The sequence below is a fragment of the Rhodospirillaceae bacterium genome (assembly GCA_016712715.1).
Classification (GTDB): Bacteria; Pseudomonadota; Alphaproteobacteria; order Dongiales; family Dongiaceae; genus Dongia.
In genome coordinates, this window is record JADJQM010000003.1 from 578,020 (window position 1) to 599,841 (window position 21,822).

At 62.0% G+C, this 21,822-nt stretch carries 17 protein-coding genes; 10 read left to right on the top strand and 7 right to left on the bottom strand.

Going from position 1 to position 21,822, the window contains the following annotated elements:
- Positions 1–370 precede the first annotated feature (370 nt).
- The 5 genes from IPK59_20480 to IPK59_20500 form a co-directional block, all read right to left on the bottom strand.
- Entirely contained in the window at positions 371–1,288 is a 918-nt protein-coding gene (locus tag IPK59_20480; GenBank protein MBK8161030.1) for a hydroxymethylglutaryl-CoA lyase, read from the bottom strand.
- Positions 1,285–3,267 (bottom strand): acetyl/propionyl/methylcrotonyl-CoA carboxylase subunit alpha, encoded by a 1,983-nt coding sequence (locus IPK59_20485; protein ID MBK8161031.1) that lies wholly within the window; start codon positions 3,265–3,267, stop codon positions 1,285–1,287. The genes IPK59_20480 and IPK59_20485 overlap by 4 nt, the downstream gene beginning before the upstream one ends.
- A 165-nt stretch (positions 3,268–3,432) precedes the next feature.
- A complete protein-coding gene (locus IPK59_20490; protein MBK8161032.1) occupies positions 3,433–4,215 on the bottom strand; it encodes an enoyl-CoA hydratase/isomerase family protein in 783 nt (260 codons plus the stop codon).
- A 6-nt stretch (positions 4,216–4,221) separates the two neighbouring features.
- Positions 4,222–5,826: a methylcrotonoyl-CoA carboxylase gene (locus tag IPK59_20495; GenBank protein ID MBK8161033.1), complete on the bottom strand. Its 1,605-nt coding sequence runs from the start codon at positions 5,824–5,826 to the stop codon at positions 4,222–4,224.
- A complete protein-coding gene (locus tag IPK59_20500; protein ID MBK8161034.1) occupies positions 5,814–6,116 on the bottom strand; it encodes a hypothetical protein in 303 nt (100 codons plus the stop codon). The genes IPK59_20495 and IPK59_20500 overlap by 13 nt, the downstream gene beginning before the upstream one ends.
- Positions 6,117–6,534: 418 nt before the next feature.
- Here IPK59_20500 and IPK59_20505 point away from each other — a divergent pair, with 418 nt between their 5' ends.
- Positions 6,535–8,808, top strand: coding sequence for a PAS domain-containing protein (locus IPK59_20505; protein MBK8161035.1), 2,274 nt, complete (start codon positions 6,535–6,537; stop codon positions 8,806–8,808).
- Positions 8,809–8,814: 6 nt separating this feature from the next.
- Here IPK59_20505 and IPK59_20510 read toward each other — a convergent pair whose 3' ends face one another.
- Positions 8,815–10,311, bottom strand: a complete 1,497-nt coding sequence (locus tag IPK59_20510; protein ID MBK8161036.1) for a caspase family protein — start codon at positions 10,309–10,311, stop codon at positions 8,815–8,817.
- A 263-nt stretch (positions 10,312–10,574) separates the two neighbouring features.
- Here IPK59_20510 and IPK59_20515 point away from each other — a divergent pair, with 263 nt between their 5' ends.
- The 8 genes from IPK59_20515 to IPK59_20550 all read left to right on the top strand — a co-directional run bounded on the left by IPK59_20515 (position 10,575) and on the right by IPK59_20550 (position 20,461).
- Positions 10,575–11,714: a DUF2336 domain-containing protein gene (locus IPK59_20515; protein MBK8161037.1), complete on the top strand. Its 1,140-nt coding sequence runs from the start codon at positions 10,575–10,577 to the stop codon at positions 11,712–11,714.
- The gene (locus tag IPK59_20520; protein MBK8161038.1) at positions 11,711–13,291 is read left to right on the top strand and encodes a PAS domain S-box protein; all 1,581 of its coding nucleotides are present in this window, start codon (positions 11,711–11,713) and stop codon (positions 13,289–13,291) included. Before IPK59_20515 ends, IPK59_20520 begins: the two co-directional genes overlap by 4 nt.
- A 135-nt stretch (positions 13,292–13,426) precedes the next feature.
- On the top strand, positions 13,427–14,608 hold the full coding sequence (locus IPK59_20525; GenBank protein ID MBK8161039.1) for a DUF2336 domain-containing protein: 1,182 nt from the start codon (positions 13,427–13,429) through the stop codon (positions 14,606–14,608).
- 353 nt (positions 14,609–14,961) lie between these two features.
- Positions 14,962–16,554 (top strand): peptide ABC transporter substrate-binding protein, encoded by a 1,593-nt coding sequence (locus IPK59_20530; protein MBK8161040.1) that lies wholly within the window; start codon positions 14,962–14,964, stop codon positions 16,552–16,554.
- Positions 16,555–16,656: 102 nt separating this feature from the next.
- Positions 16,657–17,574: an oligopeptide ABC transporter permease OppB gene (gene oppB / locus IPK59_20535; protein ID MBK8161041.1), complete on the top strand. Its 918-nt coding sequence runs from the start codon at positions 16,657–16,659 to the stop codon at positions 17,572–17,574.
- Positions 17,567–18,460 (top strand): ABC transporter permease subunit, encoded by an 894-nt coding sequence (locus IPK59_20540; GenBank protein MBK8161042.1) that lies wholly within the window; start codon positions 17,567–17,569, stop codon positions 18,458–18,460. Before oppB ends, IPK59_20540 begins: the two co-directional genes overlap by 8 nt.
- 13 nt (positions 18,461–18,473) lie before the next feature.
- Complete coding sequence (locus IPK59_20545) at positions 18,474–19,466, top strand: ATP-binding cassette domain-containing protein (protein ID MBK8161043.1); 993 nt, start codon at positions 18,474–18,476, stop codon at positions 19,464–19,466.
- On the top strand, positions 19,463–20,461 hold the full coding sequence (locus IPK59_20550) for a dipeptide ABC transporter ATP-binding protein (protein MBK8161044.1): 999 nt from the start codon (positions 19,463–19,465) through the stop codon (positions 20,459–20,461). Before IPK59_20545 ends, IPK59_20550 begins: the two co-directional genes overlap by 4 nt.
- 3 nt (positions 20,462–20,464) lie before the next feature.
- Here the strand turns inward: IPK59_20550 and IPK59_20555 are convergent, their stop codons facing one another.
- A complete protein-coding gene (locus IPK59_20555) occupies positions 20,465–20,725 on the bottom strand; it encodes a DUF2312 domain-containing protein (protein MBK8161045.1) in 261 nt (86 codons plus the stop codon).
- Positions 20,726–20,988: 263 nt separating this feature from the next.
- On the opposite strand from IPK59_20555, the gene IPK59_20560 reads away from it, so the two are divergent.
- A complete protein-coding gene (locus IPK59_20560; protein ID MBK8161046.1) occupies positions 20,989–21,807 on the top strand; it encodes a DMT family transporter in 819 nt (272 codons plus the stop codon).
- Positions 21,808–21,822 lie beyond the last annotated feature (15 nt).

Genomic DNA, 21,822 nt, shown 5'->3' on the forward strand with positions numbered 1-21,822 from the left:
CGACGGAATCTGCGCCTTTGGGCCTCTCTCAGGCCGCGCGGACCAGGTCCTGGCGGGCTGGCCGGTCACTTGAACTCATGGGCCATCAGCCCACGGATCATCTGATTACCCTCGAGCATCGCATCATATTCCTCGACGCCACGCCGAACGTTCCAGCAACGGCCGGAAATAGCCGCGCAAACCGTTCTTCAGGCGAATGGGGGTGGTGAGCTCGAGGACGTCGTCGAATTCGTATCTGCTACGCATGATCTTAACCAACCTTTTGTGCAAGTGAGCGCCGGAGACTCCGGCAAAACAACTTGCTTCGACAGATATGCCTAGATTCCATAAATGGCGAGTGACGGCAATCACCAATCGCGTGATAGCGCGTTTAGGCCTGTGATTTCTGCTGTTTCTGCCACATCGCCCGCGAGACGCGCGCAGTCGGTTCGCGTCCGATGTGATGGAGAACACGCCAGCCTGCGGCGGCAAGTTTGTCGAGATCGATGCCGGTTTCAATACCCATGCCGTTAAGCATAAACACGACATCCTCGGTGGCGACATTGCCGGTCGCCCCTTGCGCATAGGGACAGCCGCCGAGGCCAGCGACCGATGCATCGACGACGCCGATCCCCATCTGCAGCGCCATCAGCAGATTGGCCAAGGCCTGGCCATAGGTATCGTGGAAATGCGCGGCAAGCTCAGCGGTCGGCACGTGGCTGGCCACCGCCTCGATCAGCCGGCGGGTCGCCAAGGGCGTGCCGACCCCGATCGTATCGCCCAGTGAAATCTCGTAACAGCCCATGTCTTTCAAGGCTTTAGCGACATCCGCCACGGCCCTGGGCGCGATCTCGCCCTCATAGGGACAGCCGAGCACGCAGGAAATATAGCCACGGACAGGAATCCCAATTTCCGCCGCCCGCACCATCACAGGCCGGAACCGCTCAAGGCTTTCGGCGATAGAACAATTGGTGTTCCTGCGCGCAAAGGATTCCGAGGCCGCCGCGAACACCGCGACCTCGCGCGCACCGGCAGCGATCGCCGCCTCAAACCCTTGCAGATTGGGCACAAGTACCGGATAGCGCTTCGCCGGATCACGCTTCAAACCCGCGAGCACGGCCGCGGAATCCGCCATCTGCGGCACCCATTTCGGCGAGACGAAGGCGCCGGCCTCGATCTCCGACAATCCAGCAGCCGCAAGATCTTCAATGAGTTCAATCTTCACAGCGGCCGGCACCGCGACCTTCTCGTTCTGCAAGCCGTCACGCGGCCCCACCTCGACGATGCGGACCTTGGCAGGCAGGGTCATGTCGCCACCGAAGGCGCCGCGTTGATGCGGATGAGTTCCGCGCCTTCCACCACCTGGTCGCCATTGCCGACCAGCAATCCGGCGACCTCGCCGGCAATATCGGCAGCGAGGTTATGTTCCATCTTCATGGCCTCGAGCCGCAGCACGATCTGCCCGGGTGCCACCACATCGCCCTGATTGACCAGCACAGCGACAATGCGCCCCGGCATCGGCGCCAGCACCACCGAGGTGCGCGCACCGCCGGCATCCTTGCGCACCGGTGGCCGGCCGAACGGCCCCAGCGCCCGCACCCGCCAGCGACCAGCGCCGATCTGCAACCAGCGCGTGACGCCATCGGCATGGAGATGGGCGCAGATTTGCCGGCCGTCGACCTCTACCAGCAGGCTGTGCCCATCACGCGAAACGAGGCGCAGATTGTGCGATGGCGTGCGCCAGCCATCGGCCGTCACCTGCAGCGAAACGGTGTAATCCACACCCCCCAGTTCGAAATGCCAGTCGAGCGGCGCCGGGCCGCCCAGGCGCCAATTGTCGGTGGCGGCCCAGGGCGATGGATCATTGCTGCCAAGCTGAAGCTGCTCGCCCAGAGCCAGGATCGCCCAGCCGGCATCATCAAGCGGCGTTGGCGCCAGCAATTCCGCGGCATGGTCGGCGATGAAACCGGTATAGACATGACCGGCACGGAAATCGGCATGCGCACAGGCACGCGCCAGCAGATCAAGATTACTGGCGATACCGGCCAAGCGCGTCTGTTCGAGTGCCGGCGTCAAGCGCGCCAGCGCCTCAGCGCGGTCGGCACCGGAGGCAATCAGCTTGCCGAGCAGGGAGTCGTAATGGCTGCCGATGGCGCTGCCTGTCTCGATACCGGCATCGAGACGCAGGCCCGGACTTTGCGGCACCTGCCAATCCAGAATCAGACCGGTTTCCGGGCGGAAATCGCGAGCCGGGTCCTCTGCGCAGATGCGCGCCTCGATGGCATGGCCACAGAGTTCAATCTGGTGCTGCAGGCGCGGCAGTTTCTCGCCGCTGGCGACGCGCAATTGCCATTCGACGAGATCCAGGCCGGTCACCATCTCGGTCACCGGATGTTCTACCTGGAGCCGCGTGTTCATTTCCATGAAGAAGAACTGCGTGAGGTCATCGGCATCGGCGATGAATTCGATCGTGCCGGCGCCGACATAATCGATCGCTTTGGCCGCAGCGATGGCGGCATCGGTCATGCGCCTGCGTGTCTGCTCATCAAGGCCGGGAGCCGGCGCTTCCTCGATCACCTTCTGGTGGCGGCGCTGCAGCGAACAATCGCGCTCATAGAGATGCACCACATTGCCCTGGGTGTCAGCGAAGACCTGAACCTCGATATGCCGCGGGCGGGTGAGGTATTTTTCGATCAGCACCGCAGCATCGCCGAAAGCGGACTGCGCCTCGCGCCTGGCGGAGGCCAGCGCTTCGGCGAGATCCTCGGCCCGGTCGACCCGGCGCATGCCGCGACCACCACCACCCATCACCGCCTTGATCAGCACCGGATAGCCGATCCTGGCCGCGGCCTTCAACAGCGTCGCATCATCCTGCGTATCGCCTTCATATCCGGGCACGACGGGCACACCGGCCTTGCGCATCAGAATCTTCGCCGCATCCTTGGCGCCCATCGCCTGGATGGCCTTCGCCGGCGGCCCGATGAAGACAAGACCTGCCCTGGCCACCGCCTCGGCAAAACCTGCATTCTCGGAAAGGAACCCGTAACCGGGATGAATGGCTTCCGCCCCGGTCTGCTTGGCGGCCGCAATGATGCGTGCACCATCGAGGTAGGATTCGCGCGCCGGCGGCGGACCGATCAACACAGCCTCATCGGCCAGCGTCACATGGCGCGCCAACGCGTCGGCCTCGGAATAGACCGCCACCGTCGCGATCCCCATCCGCCGCGCCGTCGTCATGACGCGACAAGCGATCTCGCCTCGGTTGGCAATGAGGATCTTGGTGAACATGTTCGTCCTAGGCCTCTTCAATATTCGACGAAATACCCCTCACCCCCACCCCTCTCCCCATAAGAATGGGGCGAGGGGCTTCATATCGATCTCGCCCGAACCTCCCTCGCCCCACGAAGTGGGGAGAGGGTCGGGGTGAGGGGTGGAGCGCCGTGCGCATTCCGATCAATCCTTGCGCCATGACGGCGTGCGCTTTTCAAGAAAGGCGGTCAGGCCTTCCTTCCCCTCGGCGCTGGCGCGACGCTTGGCGATGCGCTCGGCGGTGCCATCGATGACCGCGCGGCCCAGCGGCAGCGAGGACACGAACTGGACCAGTTCCTTGGCCTCCGCCATCGCTTCCGGCGCATTCTCCAGCAATTGCTTCGAAAGCGCCTCGGCAGCAGCGTCAAGTTGATCGGCCGCCACTACGTCGCTGAGCAGCCCTAGGCGCTGCGCTTCGGCTGCGCCGAACTTGGCGCCGGTCAGGAACAGGCGCTTGGCGGCATTGGCGCCGATCGCGCGGATGATATGGGGGCTGATCACCGCGGGGATGAGGCCGAGCTTTACTTCAGAGAGTACAAATTCCGCAGTCGGTGCGGCGATTGCGAAGTCGCAGGCCGAGACGATGCCGATGCCGCCGCCATAGGCCGGCCCATTCACCACGGCGACGGTCGGCATGGTCATGAAGGCGATCTTCTCGAACAGGCCGGCGAGGCGCTTGGCGTCGGCGATGTTGCTGGCCGCGTCATATTCCGCCATGCGGCGCATCCAGTTGATGTCGGCACCGGCGCAGAAGCTGGTGCCGCGGGCGCGGATTTGCAGGACACGTATGTTCTTGTCCGCTCCAACCTGGTCGAGCGCGCCGTGGAACTCGTCGATCATGGCGATGTCGAGGGCGTTGTGGCGTTCCGGCCGGTTGATGATGATCTGGGCGACGCGGCCGGATTTCTGGAAATCGATATCGGTCATGAGGACTCACATGCGGAAGAGGCCGAACCGGGTCTCCGGGATCGGCTGTTGCAGAGCGGCAATCAGGCTGAGGCCCAGCACACGTCGCGTGTCAGCGGGCGCGATGACGCCGTCGTCCCACAGCCGGGCCGAGGCATAATAGGGATGACCCTGCTTTTCATATTGCGCGCGGATCGGCTGCTTGAAGGCATCTTCCTCCTCCGCCGACCACGCTTCGCCTTTGATGGCGAAATTATCGCGCTTCACCTGGGCCAAAACCGAGGCTGCCTGCTCGCCACCCATGACCGAGATGCGCGCGTTGGGCCACATGAACAGGAAGCGTGGGCCGAAGGCACGGCCGCACATGCCGTAATTTCCGGCACCGAAGGAACCGCCAATGATGCAGGTAAGCTTCGGCACCGCGACGGTCGAGACCGCCGCTACCAGCTTTGCGCCATCCTTGGCGATGCCGCCCGCTTCATACTTCCTGCCCACCATGAAACCAGTGATGTTCTGCAGGAAGAGGAGTGGAATGCGTCGCTGGCCGCACAATTCGACGAAATGCGTGCCCTTTAACGCCGATTCCGAGAACAGGATGCCGTTATTCGCGATGATGCCGACCTGATGACCGTAGAGATGGGCAAAGCCGCAAACCAGCGTCTCGCCGTAGTGTTGCTTGAACTCGTCGAACACCGAGCCGTCGACAATGCGGGCGATGACGTCACGCACATCGTAGGGCTTGCGCGCATCGGTGGGCACGATGGCACCCAGTTCATCTGGGTTGTAGAGGGGCTCCTGCACGGGAAGATGCGGCGCTATTGCCGTGTCGCTGCCCAGCCGGCCGACGATGCTGCGGCACCGTTCCAGCGCATCCCAATCGCTGTCGGCGAGGTGGTCGACGACACCGGAGCGGCGCGCATGGAGATCGCCGCCGCCAAGATCCTCGGCGGTGACCTCTTCGCCGGTGGCCGCCTTCACGAGGGGCGGGCCACCCAGGAAGATGGTGCCCTGGTTGCGCACGATGATACTTTCGTCGGACATCGCTGGCACATAGGCGCCGCCGGCGGTGCAGGAGCCCATCACCACCGCGATCTGCGGGATACCGCGCGCCGACATGTTGGCCTGGTTGTAGAAGATACGACCGAAATGATCACGGTCAGGAAAGACCTGATCCTGGTTGGGCAGATTGGCACCACCGGAATCGACGAGATAGATGCAAGGCAGATTGTTCTCGGCAGCGATTTCCTGCGCGCGCAGGTGCTTCTTCACCGTCAGCGGATAGTAGGTGCCGCCCTTGACCGTCGCGTCATTGCAGACGATCACACACAGTCGACCAGAGACGCGGCCGATGCCGGTGACAAGGCCTGCCGCCGGCACATGGTCGCCATAGACGCCGTGTGCAGCGAGAGGCGAAAGTTCAAGGAAGGGCGTACCGGGATCGAGCAGGCGCTGGATGCGTTCACGTGGCAGCAGTTTGCCGCGCGCCACATGGCGCTTGCGCGCATCGGCACCACCACCTTCCGCGATCTCGCCGAGGACACGATCAAGATCATTGACAAGCGTCGCCATCGCCGCGGCATTGGCCTGGCGCGCGGGGTCTTGCGCATTCAAGGCGGATTTCAGAACGGGCATTCGAGTTCCTCCCAGATCGCTTCTGCGACGATCCTTGGTTGGTCGACCAGCGATACGATACAGGGTGACGTATCACTCGTCATCCTCCGCGACAGCGCCTCACGAATGGATCGGTGCAGGCCGGTCGGCAGCAGCTTGGACGCCGGACAACCCAACTCAGATTGTTTCAAATCACGCCCCGGCAGATCGACATTGTTGCCGGGTCTTGTGCAGGCGCGGCATTTTGTTGTCGGCGCATCCACATTGGTGAACCACCCGGCGCGAGGATCCTGCTCGTTCCCGAGATGCAACCTTGCGCGCCGTCATTGACTGATGGACCCGGCCACATCCGCATGGGACTGGCCGTATTGAGGACACCTAAACTCCTGACACGCCATCAGGCGAGGAAGCCGAGACCGGGAAACCTGGTGGCTCCAGCCCCTCAAACCCAGGGCAAGAGGGTTGCCGCACCGCTGTGCCTTGGACAGGTCCTCGACGATCATCCTTTTCAATCCCTTAACGCCCCCAAAATGGGTTACGGACGCAGCGTTGCCCCGGTGATTGAACGTTGGCCGCCAGGGCCTCCCCACCCAAAAAACCCAGATCTCCATAGGTCACTCCCCTGGCGAGGGTAAACAGTTGTTAATCGAACCTACCTAGGATTACGCCGACGCATTGAACGATAAATGCCAGAGGGTCATGGCCGATAGCGGGTCCAACGAGAAGGAGATGGCGAACGGAGGTCGGCTTCATGCCGCCGCCGAGCGGCAGGCCGTCTCGTCGCTGGTTGATTTTCACCTTCCCGGACGGGCGCCCTTTGGCCAAGTATTCCTGTCGCGTTTTGCGGGCAGCAACAAGCCGCTATTGATCCTGACCCTTGGCGCGATCACCTTGCTGACGCTGGTGTCATTGATGCTGGCGATCATGCTGGTTCCAGGGTGGGCGGGAGAGATACTGCCAGTTGCGTTCGTGGTCCTGGGCAGCGTTACCGCTTACACCGTTCTGCGCATGGCTGGGACCGGCGAGCTTACCATCAAGGCGCAGCGCCAACTGGTAGAGGCGGGATTTGAAGCGGCCGATGCCATCGTTATCCTTCGCTCCGCCGAAGGGCGGCTGATGCAGGCGAATGCCGTGGCCGAGCGCGTATCGGGATACAGCGATGCCGAACTGGCGCGGCCGGAAATCTGGCAATCAACTTTCCTGCCCGGCGAGCTTGGCGCCGAGAGGGCGGTCGAAGCCGAGGCCCTCAGGGGCGACCGGCCCGTTTTCCGCGAAGGGTCGTGGGTCGCCAAGTGCGGCAAGCGGCATCTGATCCGCTGGTCCAATGTTCGCCTGCAGCTCCGACCGGGCGGGGCCCCGGTGCTCCTCAAAGTCGGACTTGACCTTACCGAGTTACGGCGCAGCGAATTCGATCTGTTGCGCAATGAAACCTATCTGCGCCTCGCCCATCGCATGGCCAAGCTGTGTCATTGGTACTGGCGGCCGGATGGTATCGAATGGCATCTCAACCCGACGAATTCACACGGCCATTACACCTATTCCGACGAGGTCGAAGACCTGTTCGGCTACCCGCCGGAAAGCCTGCCCAACCAGGGTGATCCGTTCGCCAAGATGATCGCGCATCCGGAAGACGAGGAGATGCTGCGCAGCCATTACAAGCGATTCCGGGAGGGCGGCGACGATACCTATTCGATCGAGTATCGTGCGATTCATCGAACCGGACGGCTGCTCTACGTTCGCGAGACCGGAGAACGGCGGCGCGATGAAGCGGGCGACATTATCCAGATCGCCGGCACCTTTCAGGACGTAACGGAATTGCGGGCCTCTGAACGCAGCCTGCAGCGAGCCGAGGCGGAATTGCGCCGATCGTTGCGCATGTCCGGCCTGTGCCACTGGTCCTGGCAATTGTCGCTTGATAGTCCCGACGGCATGCCGGGCATCTATCAGTCTTCGGGCGATACCGCCGACCTCCTCGGCCTCGCGCCGGAGGATGTGGCTCTCAACGATCATGACTGGCATCGCCAGGTGGTCCATCCGGATGACGCCGATTGGAGCTGGCAGAGATATGAAGAATTTCGCTGGGGTCCCGCGGCGACACTCACCCAGGAATACCGCATCGACTCCCGTTATCGCGGTTTGCGCTATGTGCGCTCGATCTGCGAGAAGACGTTCGACGCCGAGGGCCGGTTGATCGAAATCAGCGGCGCGCTTCAGGACATCACCGAACAACGCCAGCGCGAGCATGAACTGCTCAGGGCCAAGAATGCGGCCGAGATCGCCAACCGATCGAAAACCGAGTTCCTGGCTAATATGAGCCACGAACTGCGCACACCGCTCAATGCCGTGATCGGCTTCTCACAGGTGATCCGTGACCAGTATTTCGGCGATGCGCCAGATCGCTATGCGACCTATGCCGCCGATATCTACAAGAGCGGGCAATGGTTGCTGAAGCAGATCAGCGACGTGCTCGACATGTCAAAGCTGGAAGCCGGCAAAGAGGAACTGACCGAAGAGCCGGTCGATATCTTGGTCGTGGCGGAAGAATGCGTGAAGATGCTGCGCGCCAAGGCGGAGGAAGGCCAGGTTCGCATCGAGTGCAACTGGGCGACCGATCTGCCACTGCTCACCGCCGATGCACACAAGGTATCGCAGATTGTGCTCAACGTGCTCACCAACGCCATCAAGTTCTCGCCGCCGGACCGGGTCGTCTTTCTGTCGAGCCGTCTCGACGATGGCGGCGACCTGCTGATCGTCATCCGCGATACCGGCATCGGCATGTCGAAAGAGGCGATGCAGCATCTGTTCTCCGCATTCCACCAAGCCGATGCCACGATCAGCCGGCGCTTTGGCGGCACGGGGCTTGGCCTTGCCATCACCAAGCGGCTGATGGAATTGCATGGTGGCTCAATCGACCTGAGCAGCGAGGTCGGTCAGGGTACGCGCGTGGTCCTGCGCTTCCCCAGCAGTCGCGTGGCACGGCGCGAGACAGCCCGCACTGCTTGATGCGGCCTATTGTGCGGCCACCGAGTAAGGGAGCTTTTCGTCGTCGCGCACGAACAGGATGACACATTCCTGTTTCGCGAGACCGCGGCATTTCTGCAAGGCGGTCTTCTGTGCATAGCCGGGGTCGACATTCTGCGGCAGGCCGCGCTTCCCGGGCACGCATTGGCCGACTTCCTCGCAGGTGAAGGACCCGGCGAACAAGCCGTCCGGCGAAACGGCGAAGGCGCCCTTGCGGTTCTGCAGCTTCGACAGGTAGCTCTTCAGCATGCCGCCCACTTTCGGAGAAAGGATCATGCTGCCATCGCTGCTGACGGGCGGAGGTGCCGGGGCGATGGAGGCCACCTGCGTTTCCGGTTCAGGAGCAGGTGCCGGTTCCGGTGCTGCCGATGCAACCTTCACTTTGGTCTCCGGCACAGCCGGCTGGCTGGCGCTGGCCGCCGCGACCGGCGCAGACGCGCTACGCAACCCTGCCGCTCGAGCCCGCGCGACACCGGCATAGTAACCATCCGGGAAGCTATCAAGAAAGGCTTCGAACTCGCCTGGATTCTTGCTGTCTTTGACCAGATCCCACAATTTCTCCTCAGCGGCGCTGGCCTCGACCGGGGCCTTCTTGGCAGCCGGCTGCGGCGCGGCAGCGACCTGCGCGGCACCCGTCTTGAAGAAGAACGCACCTGTGAGCGAGGAAGATTCCCACGGCACCTGCTGGGCGCCGGTGGTTTCCATCACCTTGACCCGGACATTGCGGAACGCTTCTTCGATGGCGATGCCGGGCTTGGTCATCTCGGCCGCGAGTGCCGCAGTATAGGGCGAGTTCTTGCCATCGCCATCGGCAGCCACATTGCCGGGGGCGGTCGAATAGCCGATGAAGCTGCCGGTCGGCGCATCCATGCGGGCAAGGCCGCTGCCCGCGGAACGCATCGAGCGCGGCAGCGGGTTGTTGCGGCAGGCGTCGAGGATGACGATATTCACCCGCGCGCCGGCAAATTCCATCTGCTTCAGCACCGCTTCCGCAGAGACCGCTTCGAGGTCGACATCGGCTTCGGCACCGATCGCGGCACCGACGGGGATGAGATAATTGGCGCCATCGACCTGGATACCGTGGCCGGCATAGAAGAACAGGCCGACGGCATCGGAACCCGCCGCCGACAATTGCTGGCCGAAAGCCGAGATCGCCCGCTTCATGGCCTTCTGGTCGCCATTGACCAGCTTGGTCACCTTGAAGCCGAGGCCGGTCAGCCGCTCTGCCATGAGATTGGCATCGTTGGGTGGGTTGATGAGGGAGCCGACTTCTGGGCCGTATTTGCCATTGCCTATCACCAAGGCGAGCCGTGTCTCGGCCAAGGCCGGTTGTCCGGCGCCAAGCAGCAGGGCCAGGAGCAACAGGGTGGCGCAAGCACGCCCTATATAAGGTGTGGTCGTGAACATACCGGCAATGTAGCGCGCTTGAGGGGGAAACGGCAGTGCGCTGGCGCACATTTCAGCGCGCTCGACCAAGTCAGTCACGAAATGGCAATTTAACCGAAAATACACAGCATTTAGTCGTATCATCCGCAATCGGCCAACGATCTAGTGGTTATCTTGCATTTTAGATAAAAAAATACTCAAAGAAATCATATGTATAGATGTCATTCTTCGGAAATTAGGTTGACTTTAACCATTACCAAACCCTAGCATTCCTAAATCGGGGCTAAGCGGGGGGATCTGCTAAAGGATCGATGGGCATGCCATAGCGTGTAGGGCGCCCACGTATCCGTTGCAGCACGGTGATGGCGAACGACAGCATCGACGGCGAGCAATTGCTGGCATTGGCGCGGCTCCGCTCCGACGAGAGCCGGGCAGAGTTGTTTGCTGTCATGGGCGATCTGTTTCATGATCGCAGCGATGTATTGAGCGCGCAGGAACGCGCGCTGATGCTCGATATCCTTGAAAAATTGATGCGTGATGTGGCGCGGGACGTGCGCCGGAAGCTCGCATTGCGCCTGGTCGACGCGCCGGGGCTGCCGCGCGAACTGGCCGTCATGCTCGCCAATGACGAGATCGACGTGGCTACGCCCATCCTGTTGCGCTCGGCCGTGTTGCAGGATGTCGATCTCATCGAAGTCATCCGCCACCGCTCGCGTCAGCACATTCTCACCGTCGCGATGCGGCGCGACGTGAACAGTGCCGTCACCGATGCGCTGGTCGAAACCGGCGACCGTGACGTCATCCGCACCCTCCTTGAAAACCAGGACGCGCAGATCTCACGCGTAACGCTGGCTTACCTGGTTGAGCAGTCGAAGAGTGTCGACGAGTTCCAGGAACCGCTCGTGCGGCGGCGCGACCTGCCGGTAGACCTTGCGCGGCGCATGGTGCTTTGGGTGGCGGCAGCCTTGCGCCAGGCGCTGATGGAGCGCTTCGATATCGACCCCAACATGCTCGACGATCGCCTGGAGCCGCTGGTCAGGGAAGAAGTAGCCGAGGCGGAGGCCGAAGCTGCGACCGATTCCGCGGCCGACGTACTTTCAAGGGCGCTGGGCGATGCGCGCCAGCTGACGCCGCGCCTGCTGCTGCAGACCCTGCGCAAGGGCGAGGTGCAGCTTTTCGAGGCGATGTTCGCCGAGATGAGCGGACTGCGCCTGAAGCTGGTCAATCGCCTGGCCTATGAGCCCGGCGGCCAGGGATTGGCGGTCGCCGCACGCGGCATGGGGCTCAACCGCGAGGAATTCGCCACCATCTTCCTGCTGACGAGACGCGCCCGCGCCGGACAAGCGGGCTTCGCCCCGGCCGAACTCGGCCGCGCTCTCGAGTTCTTTGATCGCCTGACGCATGCGGCAGCCGAAACCGTGTTGACGCGCTGGCGTCGTGATCCTGATTACCTGTTTGCCATTCGCTCGATCGAAGAAGGGCAGGAGAAGAAACGCGCATGAACAAAGTCACGCCCTTGGCGCCAAGTTTCCAACAGACCACCGCGCATGTGAGTTCGCCGCGCGCGAACCCGGCCAACGAAGCAACACCTTCTCCGACCCGTCTCAACGATCTGTTCCGGCAAGAACTGCTCGAATTCGGCCCAGCCATGATGATGTGCGATCCCAAGGGATTGATCACCTGGGCCAATCCTTCCTGCCGCCGCATCTCTGAGACGCGCATTGATGGCGGCACGATCGGAGAACGGCTGCGCCTGACCGAGATAGCCGAGGAAGTGGATCTGCGGCGCACGACCGTGTTTCGCGACTGGGATTTTCCGGCCGGCGGTGCGCTGCAGCGGTTGCGCGCGCGATTTGAGCCGATGGCAGATCCCAGTGGCGTGCTGACCGGCTTTGGCGGCATGCTGACATTGCTGCAGGATGGCCGCTCCGGTCTCGATGAAGCTGCCATCGCCCTTGACCGGCATATGGATTTCATCCGCCTTTCCTCCGATTGGATGTGGGAGACGGATGCGGCCCTCAACCTGCGCCTGGTGACGCAGCGCGTGGTCGGTGCCTTGGGCATGGTACCGCAGCAGCTCATCGGCCGGAACCTCCTCGACCTGGTGGCATCTGATGCCTTGCGCCTCAATCTGCAGCGGCGCCTGCAGAAACTGTCGCCGTTCCGCGACCTGCCGTTCGATGCGGAAGATGCGACAGGCAAGCGCAAGCTGTTTCTGATGAGTGCATTGCCGGTTTTCGATCCGGCAACGGGCGCCCTCACCGGTTACCGCGGCGCGGCCTCCGACATCACCGAGCTCACCCGGCGCGAAGAGAATCTGCGTGCCGCCAAGGAAACGGCCGAAACCGCCAACCGCGCCAAGAGCCAGTTCCTTGCCAATATGAGCCATGAACTGATGACCCCGCTCAACGCCATCATCGGCTTTGCCGACGTGATGCGCATGGGCCTGCTTGGGCCGGTGGAGAATCCCGACTACCGCACCTATGTGCGCGACATCCACGGCAGCGCCGTCAATCTGATGGGCATCATCAACGATATCCTCGACGTCTCGCGCATCGAGAACGGCCAGGCCGATATCAACGAGAGTGCCTGCAATATCGAGGAACTGTTCGATTCCGTGTCGCGCCTGATCCAGGACCGGCTGCAAGCGCAGGGATTGGCACTCACCCTCGACCTGCCGGCGCGCCTGCCGCGGGTCCATGCCGACAAACGCAAGCTGAAGCAGATCCTGGCGAACCTCCTGGCCAATGCGGTGAAATTCACGCCGCGCGGGGGCCGGATCACGCTGGGTGCCGGCGTCATGCGCTCGGGCGATATCGCCCTTACCGTGACCGACACCGGCATCGGTATCGCGCTCGAGGATATCGACCGGGTGATGCATCCCTTCTCGCAGGCTGATAGTGGCCTCAACCGCAAATATGAAGGGACCGGCCTCGGCCTCACCTTGTCGCTGGGTCTTGCCAAATTGCATGGCGGCGATCTGCGGCTTGAGAGCACCCTGGGCGAAGGCACCCGCGCCATCGTCACCCTGCCAGCCAGCCGTGTCATCGACGGGTCGCATCTGACACCGGTGAAGTAGGGGGCCTTGCCGCCCACCCCTTCCCAACCCCTCGCCCCGACCCTGCGGCCCCTGCGCCCAGTCAAATCTTTACCCGCACCTTGGCGCGGGTTACCAATGAAGCTCATGATCCGTTGAGTCGGGGAGCGATTGAGCGTGAGCGACGGCTTCGACCTCAAGGAACTGGCCCTGGTGGCCCGCGACCGGTCGCCGGAAGGGCGCTCGCGCATGTTCGCCCTGCTGGCCCGGCTGTTCTGGCGGCGCGGCACCATCATGAAGCCCAAGGAACGGGTCATGCTGGCCGAGATCCTGCGGGTGTTGCGGCCCAAGACCCTGGCCGAGGCGCGCATGGAACTCGCCTATGAGATCGCCGGCTCGACCCTTGCCGAACCCGAACTGCTGAAAGTCTTCGCCGAGGACGAGATCGAGATCGCCTCCCCTGTCCTCTTTGCCAGCAACCGCCTGGAGCCCAGTGATCTTGTCGCGGTGATCGAGAGCAAGGGCAGTGCCCATGCCGCCATCATCGCCAAGCGCAAGGGACCAACCATCGCCATGGTGGACGCCATGGCGCGGTTGGAGGAGCCCACGATCCTGCGCGAACTGCTCGCCAATCCCGAGGCGCCCTTCTCCATTCCGGCCCTTTCGGCAGCAGCCCTTGTTGCGATGACGGATGTCGAATTGCAGGCCCTGGTGGCTGAGCGCCGCGAATTGCCGGAGAGTCTTGCCGAGGACATGATGACCTGGGCCGATCCTGCGGTATGCGAGACGCTCAACCAGCGTTTTCTGTTCGATGCCCAGGCCGCCTCGCCGCAACGCCCGGTCTATGGCCAGAAGGCCCAGCCGATGCCGCCGGCCGAGAACATCGCATCACTCGCTGTCGAGGAAGGCGCTGCGGAACCGGCGCCTGGCGAAATCGAGTTGACGCCGGTCTCGATGATCAGCGCCCTGCGGTCCGGCAACCTTGCCCTGTTCCAGGCACAGATGGCGCATCTGGCCAATTTGCGCATGGGGCTGGTGCGCAAGCTGATGAACGAAAATGGTGGCGACAGCATCGCGCTCATCGCGCGCGCCATCGGCCTTCGGCGCGACGAGTTCGCACAGATCTACCTGCTGGCGCGCAAGCTGCGCAGCAAGGCGAGCGGGATCGGCGCTGCCGATCTTGGCCAGGCGCTCGATTTCTTCGACCGGACGGAGGCTACGCAAGCCAGCGCCATCATGTCCCGCTGGCGGCGCGAATCGGCGCGCGAGACGCTTACCGAGAGCGACGACGCGGTCCCCTTGGTGGCCGAGGAGCCGCCGACAGCGGAACCTGCGACCCAGCCCGCCGAGCCGGTCTGACAACTTTCCCTATCGTACGGATGTTTACCAATTGGGCCGATGTTCGCTGGCACCGGCGCTCTGGCCGTTGCGCGCTGTACCGACCGGCGAAGTGCCGGGCCGATGCGCAGAACGCCTAGGCAGCATCACCTCGGGTCAGGGAAAGGACCCGACATTGAGAACAAAAGAGGCCCCCCGCCGACGAGGCACAAACGCGCAGAAACCTGCGTCAAATCAGCTAAATCTATTGAACCATTACAATTGTTGAAGAAAGATGACGCCAGCTGAGTGCAAGGGGTCAGCGACGGATGCGCTCCGTGGACAACGTCCCCTTCATGCATTCGAGCTTTTGATCGACAGAGGAGGTTAAAAAAATGAAACACGCACTGAGGAAATTTCTGCTGCCGGCCTTTGCGGCCGCGGCATTGATGGCGAGCACATCGCTCGTGCAGGCCGAGATGGTGTTCCATCGCGGCAATGGCGCCGAACCGGAGACCATCAACCCGCACAAATCGACGGGCGTCACCGAAGCCAATATCGAAGCCGATATCTTTGAAGGCCTCACCACCTATGCGCCGAATGGCGACATCATTCCAGGTGCTGCCGAGAGCTGGGAAATCAGCGATGACGGCAAGACCTATACGTTCAAGCTGCGCCAGAACGCGAAATGGTCGAACGGCGATCCGGTGACGGCGGCTGACTTCGTGTTCGGCCTGCAGGATGCGGTCAATCCTGAAACCGCCGCCGACTATGCGCCGATCCTTGATGTCATCGTGAACGCCACCGCCATCCGCAAGGCCGAAGAGAAGGATATGTCCAAGCTCGGCGCCACGGCGGTCGACGACCACACGCTGAAGATCGAACTCACAGGCCCGACGCCCTATTTCCTCGGCCTGTTGCGCCACCCGATCTCCTACCCGGTGCACAAAGCGACCGTGGAGAAGTTCAAGGATGATTGGACGAAGCCCGGCAACATCGTCAGCAACGGCGCCTACCAGTTGACCGAGTGGACCCCGCAAGCCTCGCTGACCTATGTGAAGAACCCGAACTATTGGGACGCCGCCAATGTGAAGGTCGACAAGGTCGTCATGTATCCGACGGAGGATCTGGCGGAAGAATTGAAGCGCTTCAAGGCCGGCGAGCTCCACGCCACCTATGACGCGCCGTCAGAGCAGATTCCGGACCTCGAGGCCAACTTCGCCGACGAGTTCAAGAACACGCCTTATCTCGGCACCTACTATTATGTTGTCAACCTGACCCGCGAGCCGTTGGGCGCCCAGCCGGATCTCCGCAAGGCCCTATCCCTCGGCATCAACCGCGAGATCCTGGTGTCCAAGATCACGCAGGGCGGTGAAGCCCCGGCCTATTCCTGGGTTCCTCCGATGACGAACTACAAGCAGGCCTTCGTCGACTTCAAGGACATGCCGCAGGCGCAGCGCCTTGAGGAAGCCAAGGCTCTCCTGGCCAAGCATGGCTATACCAAGGAGAATCCGCTGAAGGTCGAACTGCTCTACAACACCAGCGAGAACCACAAGAAGATCGCTGTCGCTGTCCAGAGCATGTGGAAGCAGATGGGCGTCGAAGCGACCCTCCGCAACGAAGAGTGGAAGGTCTATCTGGAAACACGCGACAAGAAGCAGTTTGACGTCGCCCGTGCCGCCTGGATCGCCGATTATGACGATCCCATCAACTTCCTCGACATGTTCCTGTCGGATGCCGGCGAGCGCAACGATGCCGGCTACAACAACGCGAAGTACGATGAGTTGGTGAAGGCCACCGCTACGGAAACGGATCCGGCGAAGCGGATGCAAATGTTCCACGATGCGGAACAGGCCTTCCTTAACGACAGTCCGATGCTTCCGATCTACCACTACACCTCGCAGCATATGGTCTCGAAGAAGGTCGCAGGCTGGGAATACAACATCCTCGACTTCCATCTGGCGCGATTCATCTCCATTTCGGAGTAAGATTGCGAACATGGCGACCCGGTGGCATCATGCCACCGGGTCGTTTCTCATTGACCCTGATCGCCTCGGCACCGTTTATCGGCACCGATGGGAGGCGGCCGCATGTTGCATTACGTTTTCCGGCGCCTGTTGGGCGCCATACCGACCCTTTTCATCATCGTCGCGGTGTCGTTCTTCATGGTGCGCATGGCACCGGGCGGCCCCTTCGACAAGGAACGCAAGGTTCCCGCCGAAGTCGAGGCGAAGCTGATTGAGCAGTATCATCTCGATGAGCCATTACCACAGCAGTTCCTGCGGTATCTGGGCGGCCTCGCACAAGGTGATTTCGGCCCGTCCTTCAAATACAAGGACTTCACTGTCTCGGAACTGATCTGGCAGGGGTTTCCGACCTCGCTGGCGCTGGGCCTGTCGGCAATTGGCATCGCCGTCCTGATCGGCGTGACACTCGGCATTCTTGCGGCGCTGCGTCAGAATAGCTGGATCGACTACCTGGGTGTCGGTACCGCGATGCTGGGTATTGCCGTGCCGAACTTCGTCGTCGCTCCCATCATGACACTGGTCTTCGGCCTGATGTTGCATTTGGTCCCGGTCGGCGGCTGGGGTAAGCCCAGCAACTGGATATTGCCCATCATTGCGCTGGCCATTCCGCAGATCGCAGCCTTCACACGCCTCACCCGCGCCAGCATGCTGGAGGTCCTGCGCAGCAATTTCGTGCGCACGGCGCGTGCCAAGGGTCTGCCGGAAATGGTCACGCTTACGCGTCATGCCATTCGCGCGGCTCTCATGCCGGTTGTCTCCTATATGGGTCCGGCCATCGCCAATATCGTGACCGGCTCGGTGATCGTCGAGCAGATTTTCGGCATTCCCGGGATCGGGCGTTACTTCGTGCAGGGCGCCATCAACCGCGACTACACGCTGGTGCTGGGCGTCACCATCCTGTTCGGCGCGCTCGTCATTCTTTGCAACCTCCTAGCCGACATCTGTTACGGCCTGCTCGACCCCAAGGTGCGCTATGACTGACCTCGCCCTCCTCGCCAAGCAACCGGAGGTCAAGGGCCGCAGCCTGTGGGTGGATGCCTATCGACGCTTCACGCATAACAAGGCCGCGGTCGTCGGCCTTATCGTGCTGACTTTCATCACCGTCGTCTGCTTCAGTTCACCCTATCTTGGACTGCGCGATCCGGAGGAAGTGGATTGGAGCCTGCCCAATCTGAGTATCCCGCCCGATTTCGCTCTCGGATACTATTTTGGCACCGACCAGAATGGACGCGACCTCTTCACACGCACGCTTTACGGTGGTCAGGTTTCGCTCATCGTCGGCTTTGTAGCAACGATGGTCAGCCTGGTTATCGGTACATTGTGGGGCGCCTCAGCCGGCTTCGTCGGCGGCAGGGTCGACAATATCATGATGCGTATTGTCGACATTCTCTATTCGATCCCCTTTGTCTTCTTCGTCATCCTGCTGACTGTGGTGTTCGGCAGGAACATGGTGCTGATCTATGTTGCCATTGGCGCGGTGAGTTGGCTCGACATGGCGCGCATTGTGCGTGGCCAGACGATCGGGATTCGGCGCAAGGAGTTCATCGAAGCGGCTCATGCCAGCGGCGTTTCGAATTGGCGTATCATCACGCGCCACATCATTCCAAACTGCCTGGGTCCGGTGGTGGTTTACATGACCCTGACGGTGCCCGCGGTCATCCTGACCGAGAGCTTTCTCTCCTTCCTCGGCATGGGCGTACAGGAGCCCAATTCCTCCTGGGGCACATTGATCAGTGAAGGTGCCCGGTCCATGGATATCGCGCCGTGGGCCGTTGTGTTTCCGAGCGCGGTCATGGTCGTAACCTTGCTCGCTCTTAACTTCGTTGGTGATGGTCTGCGCGATGCGCTCGACCCCAAAGATCGCTGAGGGCGACACGCAAATGAGCAATGTTCTCGAAGTCACCAACCTCAGCACGACTTTCTCGACACCGGAAGGGAACGTCAACGCCGTCAACAATGTGTCGTTTCACATCAATCGCGGCGAAACTCTGGGCATTGTCGGTGAGTCCGGCTCTGGCAAGAGTCAGATTTTCATGTCGATCATGGGCCTGCTTGCCAGCAATGGCCGCGCCACCGGCTCGGTCAAGGTGACGGGCCAGGAAATCCTGGGTGTCGCCAGATCGGACCTCAACAAGGTCCGCGGCGCGCGCATGTCCATGATTTTCCAGGACCCGATGACCTCGCTCAATCCCTATCTTACCGTGCGTCGGCAGATGACCGAAGTACTGATGACTCATAAGGGAATGGACGAGGCAGCAGCGGCGGCGGTTTCGGTGCGCCTCCTCGACCGGGTGCAGATCCCGGAGGCCCAGCGGCGCATCAACATGCATCCCCATGAATTCTCGGGCGGCATGCGCCAACGCGTCATGATCGCCATGGCCCTGCTGTGCGGGCCGGAACTGCTCATCGCCGACGAACCCACGACGGCGCTTGATGTGACCGTCCAGGCGCAGATCCTTGATCTCCTTTCCGAATTGCGGCGCGACACCGGCATGGCGATTGCGCTCATCACCCATGATCTTGGCGCCATCGCCGGATTGGCCGACCGGGTGATGGTGATGTATGCGGGCTCGATCGTCGAGGAAGGTGCCGTCCGCGACATCTTCAAGCGGCCGCAGCATCCCTATACCGAGGGCTTGCTGAAATCGATGCCACGCCTCGACTCCCATGGCCTCAATCGGCTTGAGACGATCGGCGGACAGCCACCCAATCTGCAGAACCTGCCGACCGGCTGCGCGTTCCGCGACCGCTGCCAGTATGCGTTCGAGCGCTGTGCCGAGGAGCGGCCGATGCTCCATGAAATCGGCACCGGCCGCGCCAAGGCCTGCCATCTGGAACGACCGCTAGGTCCCATCGTCGGAGACGCCGCATGAGCACCGCACCCTTGCTCTCCGTCAACGACCTCAAAGTTCATTTTGATGTCGGCCGCAAGCGCCTGTTCGGTGGTGGCCATCCGGCCATCGTGAAGGCAGTCGATGGCGTGTCGTTTGATCTCAAACCCGGCGAGACGCTGGGTCTGGTCGGTGAATCCGGCTGCGGCAAGTCGACCCTGGGTCGTGCGATCCTGCGCCTGTTGCCCCTGAAGGGCGGCCGCACGGTATGGCTGGGGCAAGATCTCTCGAAGCTTGAGCCGGATGCCATGCGCAATCTGCGGCGCGAGATGCAGATCATCTTCCAGGATCCGCTCGCCAGCCTCAATCCCAGGATGACGGTGGGCCAGATCATTGCCGAGCCGATGACCACCTTCCAGCCAAACCTGAAACCGGCCGAGGTGAAGGACAAGGTCAAGGCGATGATGGCGAAGGTCGGCCTGCTGCCCAACCAGATCAACCGCTATCCGCATGAATTCTCAGGCGGTCAGTGCCAGCGCATCGGCATCGCGCGCGCCATCATCAACAATCCGCGTCTTATCGTCTGCGACGAGCCGGTCTCGGCCCTCGACGTCTCGATCCAGGCGCAGATCGTCAACCTGCTGATGGATCTGCAGCAGGAGCTGGGCATGTCGCTCATCTTCATCTCGCACAATCTTGCCATCGTGCGGCATATCAGCCACCGGGTGATGGTGCTCTATCTGGGCAAGGTGATGGAGATCGCGGACCGGGATTCGCTCTACAGCAATCCTCTGCATCCCTACACGCAGGCACTGAACTCTGCCGTACCGGTGCCGGACCCCGATGTCGAGCAGAGCAAGACGCGCATCGTGTTGAAGGGCGACCTGCCTTCACCACTCAATCCGCCAAGTGGTTGCCCGTTCCGCACCCGCTGCCCGAAAGCCACGGAAATCTGCGCCCAAATGATGCCGGATCTGGTGTCAGCCGGACCCGATCACTTGGTGGCGTGCCACCATGCCGGGCCGATCGGGGGATAGGCCCTAAGCCACCATCCCGACAGCGCGCATGTAGATGTCGAGCAGTTCTTCCTGCTCGGCGCGGTCATTCGGTTCCATTTTCCGCAGGCGGATGATCTGGCGCATGATCTTGGTGTCGAAGCCGGTACCCTTGGCTTCGGCATAGACTTCCTTCACGTCATTGGCGATGGCGGCCTTTTCCTCCTCGAGGCGCTCGATGCGCTCGATGAAGGATTTGAGGTGGTCAGCAGCAATGCCACCGGAATCGGCGCCTGAATCGGCCATGGGGAAGTCTCCTTGTCACGTCAGTGCGTGGGCAACGTTTTCTCGAGTCGGCGGGACTCTATCTGCGGCACCCCTCGGGAACAAGGCGCAGCAGCCTGTGGATAACGGGGATAACGGGGCCATCTTGCGGCGACCGGCGGTTCCGGGCAGAGTGCCGCCGCAACAGCTGTGGCATTTCTGCCGCCGGAAGCCGAGATTTCGATGCCCCTCCTGCATATCGCGCTGGCCGTGTTCATCCAGATCCTGTGGGGCCGATCTATACTTTGGCCAAACCCGCGGTCGAGGACTGGTTTCCACCGGTGCTGCTGGTCACCATCGTCTATGCGGTCGTGGCAGCCATCCTCACGCCGTTCTATCCGCGCGCCAAGACCCCGCGAAAGACACTGTTCCTGCTGGCCTTCTTCGGCGGCACCCTGCAGAGCACCGCTGTCTATTACGCGCTGATGCTGCTGCCGGCATCGACCGCGGTGCTGCTGATGCAGCTCTCCGTGCCCATTGCGATCATCGCGTCCTGGTTCCTCGGCCGCGACAAGCCGAATTTCAAGAACGGCTTCGGGGCGCTGCTGTGCCTGGTCGGCGTCGCGGTGGTAGTCGGCAAACCGGATGCGACATCGGATTATCTTGGCATCCTCGCCATGCTGGTCTGTGTCACCTCCTGGGCGACGACCCAGGCGGTCATCCCGATCGTTGCGAAGGATCACGGCACCGGGCTCTATGCCGCGATCGCCCGCTACGCGACGCCGCAGATGATCGTGATGGCGCTGCTGGTCGAGGGTGAGAAATTGATGCCAACCATCACTGCCATCCCGTTTCAGGGCTGGCTGGGCGTCATCGGCATCGCCGTGTTCGGCTTCGCCCTGCCCTATTCGATCTGGTACTGGCTGCGGATGCGGCAGCGGATCGACGAGCTGACGCCGTTCACCCTGCTCATGCCGGTGTTCGGGGTGGCAACCGCCACGTTTCAGCTCGGCGAGAAACTGTCGGAAGATCTGGTTCTAGGCGGGATCATCATCCTCGCTGGCCTCAGCATCGTGGTGTGGCGGTGGAAGCCGAAATCGGAGCCGATCCCACCCGCGGAATAAGCGTGCGATGCTGCA